Origin of the sequence: Paenibacillus marchantiophytorum (genome assembly GCF_014640555.1) — a bacterium.
Lineage (GTDB): Bacteria > Bacillota > Bacilli > Paenibacillales > NBRC-103111 > Paenibacillus_E > Paenibacillus_E marchantiophytorum.
Genome location: NZ_BMHE01000100.1, coordinates 1 through 5,507, shown reverse-complemented (window position 1 = coordinate 5,507; position 5,507 = coordinate 1). Strand labels below are relative to the sequence as shown.

6 protein-coding genes and 1 pseudogene are annotated in these 5,507 nt (G+C 47.8%); 1 reads left to right on the top strand and 6 read right to left on the bottom strand.

What is annotated here, in order from left to right; translation table 11 throughout:
- A partial coding sequence (locus IEY34_RS37160; RefSeq protein ID WP_229758024.1) for a hypothetical protein occupies positions 1-271 on the top strand: 271 nt, incomplete at its 5' end.
- Here IEY34_RS37160 and IEY34_RS38225 read toward each other — a convergent pair.
- The 6 genes and pseudogenes from IEY34_RS38225 to IEY34_RS35755 form a co-directional block, all read right to left on the bottom strand.
- Positions 216-567 (bottom strand): annotated as a pseudogene (locus IEY34_RS38225) (transposase zinc-binding domain-containing protein). The gene IEY34_RS37160 and the pseudogene IEY34_RS38225 sit on opposite strands and share 56 nt — an antisense overlap.
- 196 nt (positions 568-763) lie before the next feature.
- Positions 764-1,444 carry a DnaD domain-containing protein gene (locus tag IEY34_RS35775; RefSeq protein ID WP_229758023.1) on the bottom strand — a complete coding sequence of 227 codons (681 nt, stop codon included), beginning with the start codon at positions 1,442-1,444 and terminating at the stop codon, positions 764-766.
- Positions 1,445-1,488: 44 nt separating this feature from the next.
- On the bottom strand, positions 1,489-2,778 hold the full coding sequence (gene asnS / locus IEY34_RS35770; protein ID WP_189020984.1) for an asparagine--tRNA ligase: 1,290 nt from the start codon (positions 2,776-2,778) through the stop codon (positions 1,489-1,491).
- 65 nt (positions 2,779-2,843) lie between these two features.
- A complete protein-coding gene (locus IEY34_RS35765; RefSeq protein WP_189020983.1) occupies positions 2,844-4,052 on the bottom strand; it encodes an acetate/propionate family kinase in 1,209 nt (402 codons plus the stop codon).
- Positions 4,049-4,921 carry a 3-hydroxyacyl-CoA dehydrogenase family protein gene (locus IEY34_RS35760; RefSeq protein WP_189020981.1) on the bottom strand — a complete coding sequence of 291 codons (873 nt, stop codon included), beginning with the start codon at positions 4,919-4,921 and terminating at the stop codon, positions 4,049-4,051. Before IEY34_RS35760 ends, IEY34_RS35765 begins: the two co-directional genes overlap by 4 nt.
- A 120-nt stretch (positions 4,922-5,041) precedes the next feature.
- Positions 5,042-5,245, bottom strand: coding sequence for a hypothetical protein (locus tag IEY34_RS35755; protein WP_189020979.1), 204 nt, complete (start codon positions 5,243-5,245; stop codon positions 5,042-5,044).
- Positions 5,246-5,507: the final 262 nt, after the last annotated feature.

Here is a 5,507-nt window from a genome sequence, read left to right as displayed (position 1 = left end):
GTTCCCTTATCTCCGCGCGATTGCAAAGCTAGAGGATCTCATTCTGCCAAATAGCTTGTTTATATCTCCAAACCAGCAGCAATTCGAACAAATAAGTACGTTCACAGCTACCTTGTTCTCATCGCACCGCATCGACCCCCTCCATCGTATGGGCCGCCTACAACCCAAGCCTGGAGACTGGCGTCAATCTCCAACATTTAAATTCTGGGCCAGCTTCACTCACCCCAACCCAAAAACATGTCTTTTAGACCTTCTTCGATGGTCAAGATAACATGTCGATGGTTGACTTGACATACGTCCTCAGACAAGACACGGCTCCACTCTTCCGTTTCTCCGCATGAACACGTCGTGCAGAACCGCCCCTTGCACCGAAAAGGGCACCACCTTAAGATCGTGGCACCCTTCACATGCGAGCAGCTTAAACTCTTTTTTCGGGTTTCCACAATCTCGAAATTTTCGGATTTCTTTCAGCACTACGGGACGTATCTTTTTGCCATCCTTGCTTTTATTGGCTTCATAGTAGCGATTCTCATCAAAGAAAATTCGGTGTAGGATGTCCTGTTTCATACTCTACATGTACCAAAAAACTAAAAAGGTAGAATCCCCTAAATCCACTAAATAAACTTATACTTTCTATTATTCTAAATAAGGGGTAAGCTTCGCTCACCCCAAAACATATAAATTCTTATATATTAAAAAAAGAACCCAGCCTACAGCGGTCTGCGGCTAGGTTCTCTATATTTGTGCGCTGGTTGTCAACTCATCATCTGGATTGCCTGAATCTTTGGGAATATTCCTTGGCTTGATCAACCGTCGCCACACGATTGCGGCCCCATTCCATCAGGATGCGATCAATATAACGGAAATGAACTTTACCCGCGAACACTGCTTCCTTGAGCGCCGTCATGATAAGCTCTTCCTTGTACATATCTTTATCCAGCCAACCAGAGATGGTTTCCAGTTCCATCGGGGTTAAAGGACGTGCAAATTCTTTCTCGAAGGTGGTAAAAATATTTTTGGCATTCTCATCGGTTAAAGCGCTTGGTCGCACACTGACAGCACGTGCCATCTGCTCTTCCGCCACCCGTTTAGCCAATTTACGGTAGAGCGGCGTTAAATTATAACGTTCACTGCGAATGCCCGTGAATTCTTCCGTATCCTCGTCAATCATAATAAATTGCTCGTGTATTAACTTTTGGAGACTGGCTATAACTTGATCCGGCGCAGCGAACATTCGCTCTTGAATTTCATCCGTTGTCGGAAAATCGTTTTTTTCTTTCTCCAGGAAAGAAAGTAAATGAATCAGGGTCATCACTTCAATTTCACTGACTTCCATCGCCTTGTAATGCTTGAGAAGAAGAAGCGGAACCCCAACACTCCCCTCCTGAAAGCTGGCAATAAGAGCCGCTTCGATCTGCTGCTGTGTAACCGCTTGTTTATTCAAAGTTCGTATCGCCCTCCCTTTCTACCCACGGTTGATTAATTAATTTACGGGTATAGACGATACAAGAGACGTGGGAATGGAATTGTTTCGCGCACATGATCAAGTCCACAGATCCAAGCTACTGTCCGTTCGAGTCCTAATCCGAAGCCGGAATGCGGAACCGTTCCATACTTCCTTAGATCGAGATACCATTGATACGCTTCTTTCGATAATTCATGCTCCTGGAAACGTTGTTCCATTAACTCTGGGTCGTCGATTCGCTGAGAGCCGCCAATAATTTCGCCATAGCCTTCCGGTGCGATCATATCTGCGCAAAGCACGACTTCTGGTCGGTTAGGATCAGGTTTCATATAGAAAGCCTTAATTTCTGTCGGCCAATGTGTAATAAACACGGGAGTTTCGTATTGCGCTGCAATCGCCGTTTCATGCGGAGCCCCAAAATCTTCGCCCCAGACGAACTCATGCCCATTCTTTTGCAGAAAATCAACCGCTTCATCATAAGTGATTCGTGGGAAACGACCTTGTATCTTCTCCAGCTTGGACGTATCTCGTTCCAACGTTTCCAACTCTTGCGAGCAGTTTTTAAGTACCGTTTGAACGATATGAGAAACGAATTGCTCTTGAATGTCCAGATTCTCGGCATGATCAACGAAAGCCATTTCCGGCTCTATCATCCAGAACTCAATTAGATGACGGCGTGTTTTGGACTTCTCCGCACGGAACGTTGGCCCGAATGAATATACCCGTCCAAGTGCCATCGCGGCAGCTTCCATATAGAGCTGCCCACTTTGCGTAAGAAAAGCGTCCTCATCAAAATATTTGGTATGGAACAAATTGGTTGTTCCTTCGCAAGAAGATGGAGTTAGAATCGGTGGATCCACCAAGTGGAAACCGCGTTCATTGAAAAAGTTTTGAATCGCTTGAATAATTTGCGCCCGAATCACTAGCACCGCGCGCTGACGCGGACTGCGAATCCATAAATGGCGATTATCCATTAGGAAATCAACGCCGTGTTCTTTAGGAGAAATGGGATAATCCTCGGTAATTTGGATGATTTCGACGCCGAGCACATCGAGCTCATAGCCGCCTTTGCTGCGGGTATCTTCCTTCACGATTCCTGTTATGTATAGAGAGCTCTCTTGGGTTAGTTTGGAGGCAGCTTCCCATACCTCTTCACTGACATCGCTTTTCATCACAATGCCTTGTATATAGCCCGAACCGTCTCTTAGTTGCAAAAACTGAATCTTACCGCTGGAACGCTTCTTGTTGAGCCAGCAGCCAATCGTAACGGATTCACCGACATGATGTTTGACTTCACCTATCGTACATTTCATTTCGATATCGAACCTCCTTAACAATTCACAATCCTTCTCTATTGTACACTATTTTCCGGAAACAATCAGTTTGCCTCCGGGTGGATGATTCGATATGTATCACAGGCAATTACCCATTCTTCATTCGTTGGTATGACTAAAACTTGTACGCGGGAGGCAGCTGTTGTGATGCGCCGTTCCTCGCCTCTCCCTTTGCGATTTGCTTCTTCATCGAACTCGACACCGAAGAAGGTTAGGTGCTCGCAAACCCTTTTGCGCAGGAGCTCTGAGTTCTCTCCAACACCCGCTGTGAATACAATCGCATCGAGCCCGTTCATCGCCGCGGCGTAGGCCCCAATGTATTTGCGCAGCCGGTACTCGTACATGTCGAAGGCTAACGCAGCGTTCTTATCGCCCGCTTCCATAGCTTCCACGATCTCTCGCATATCGCTGGAGATCCCCGAGATCGCCTGCAATCCGCTGTGCTTGTTGAGCATGGAGCTGATCTCCCCAAGCGTCAGATCCTCTTTGCCCATGGCGTAAGGCACGATGGCAGGATCGAGATCGCCGCTCCGCGTGCCCATCATCAACCCTTCGAGCGGGGTCATCCCCATGCTCGTGTCGACCGACTCACCGCCCATTACAGCGGTGCAGGAAGCTCCGTTGCCGATATGACAGGTAACGAGCTTCAACTGCTCCAGCGGGCGGCCTAGGAAGGCTGCGGCGCGCTCGCTGACGTACTTGTGCGAAGTGCCGTGAAACCCGTAGCGCCGCACTTTGTGCTTCCGATACAGCACCATCGGGATCGGATAGAGGTAGGCCTTCGCCGGCATCGACTGATGATAGGCGGTGTCGAACACGACGGCCTGCGGCACGTCAGGCATATTCGCCTCCACCGCCAGAATGCCCAGCATATGCGCCGGGTTGTGCAGCGGCGCCAAATCGAAGAGGCGCTTGATCTCCACCTTCACCTCGTCTGTGACGAGGACGGAGTTCTTGAAGGATTCACCGCCATGGACAACACGGTGGCCCACGGCGTCGATCTCGGACGTTGACGACAAGACGCCATGCTCGGGGTGGACCAGCAGCGCCAGAACCTTGCGTATCGCTGTGGTATGCTCGAGAATTTCACTCACCTCGCGCACTTCGGGTTTACCTGCAGGCTCATGAGTCAAGATCGCAGTCTCCATCCCAATGCGTTCTACTCGGCCTTTGGCCAGCACCGAATCATCTTTCATTTGAAACAGCTGATATTTCAAAGATGAGCTTCCTGCGTTAATAACTAATATATTCACAGCCGATCACCATCCTTATCGTAACGAAAGAAACCTTCGCCTGTCTTCGTGCCCAGATGCCCTGCTCGTACCATTTGCTTCAAAAGGAAGGATGGGCGGTATTTGATATCTCCATACTCGCGAAACATGCCTTCCAGCGCGGCTTGAACGGAATCCAGGCCGAAACGGTCGCACATTTCCAAGGGACCATGTTTAAAATCATAACCAATCCGCATGGCTGTATCGATATCTTCCGCGGAAGCGACTCCCTCAGACAACGTGTGCAGAGCCTCGTTAATCAAAGTGCAGATCAATCGAGTCGTTATAAAACCAGGTGATTCGTTAACCTTGATGCTTTTCTTCTGGATCAGCTCATCCACAAATTGTCTCGTTTGCTCGAAGGTCGCATTCGACGTTTTCATGGCGCGAATAATTTCAACAAGATCAATCTTCGCAACGGGATGCAAAAAGTGCAGTCCAATAATCCGCTGCGGATTCGTTGTCACCGCTGCAATTTCCGTCACACTTAGCGTTGATGTATTCGTAGCCAAAATAATCGACGGATCGCAGATTTGATTCAATTGAAAAAAGACATGCTTTTTGGCGTTCAAATCTTCCGTTATGGTCTCGATCACCATATCACAATCCGCCATATCATCCAGCGATTCCGTTTTATTTATCTTAGCCATAATCAGTTTCTTCTCTGACTCGGTAAGCGCCCAACGTTCAATTTGTTTATCTAAGCTTACCGTGATTTGCTCAATCGCGCGGTCCAGCTTCTCCGTCGTTTTCTCGGCTAACAGAACGTCTAGGCCTCGGGCCGCCAGCATCTCGGCTATCCCTTGCCCCATCGTGCCTCCGCCGATCACACCAATTTTTTTAAATAGCATCCGAATTTCTCCTTCTCTTGCTCCATGTCTCTCTATTCTCAATGGATTCTCATTAAGTGGAACCCAATCATATCATACAATTTTTGATCCCGAATTTCATTAGTATACACAAAACATTCCCTAGACTTTCTCAAATTCGCCACAATTCAGCCGCAAAAGGCATACATGATAAGGATAGCTGACGGCTGAGTACTTTACACGTTTGCTTTCAGCGTTAACCCATCTGAAATGCCTCCACGGCGCTCCTTCTCTGACAGTAACGTTGTTTTTCAACGTTAAAGCTCCCTCTTTGGCCACAGGTGCCGCCATAACGCTATTTTTCATCCTTATCTCACCTGAAATGCCTCCACGGTGCTCCTTCTCTGACAGTAACGTTGTTTTTCAACGTTAAGCTCCCTCTTTGGCCTCAGGTGCCGCCATAACGCTGTTTTCAACCTTATCTCACCTGAAATGCCTCCACGGTGCAGAAGCTTTGCAAAATATATGACATGATAAGGCATTGTGCTCCTTAGCGGCTGATTCACCTTTACGGAGCACATGCCGACTAGGAGAAAATTCAAAAAAATTTATAATAAGGTTTATATTT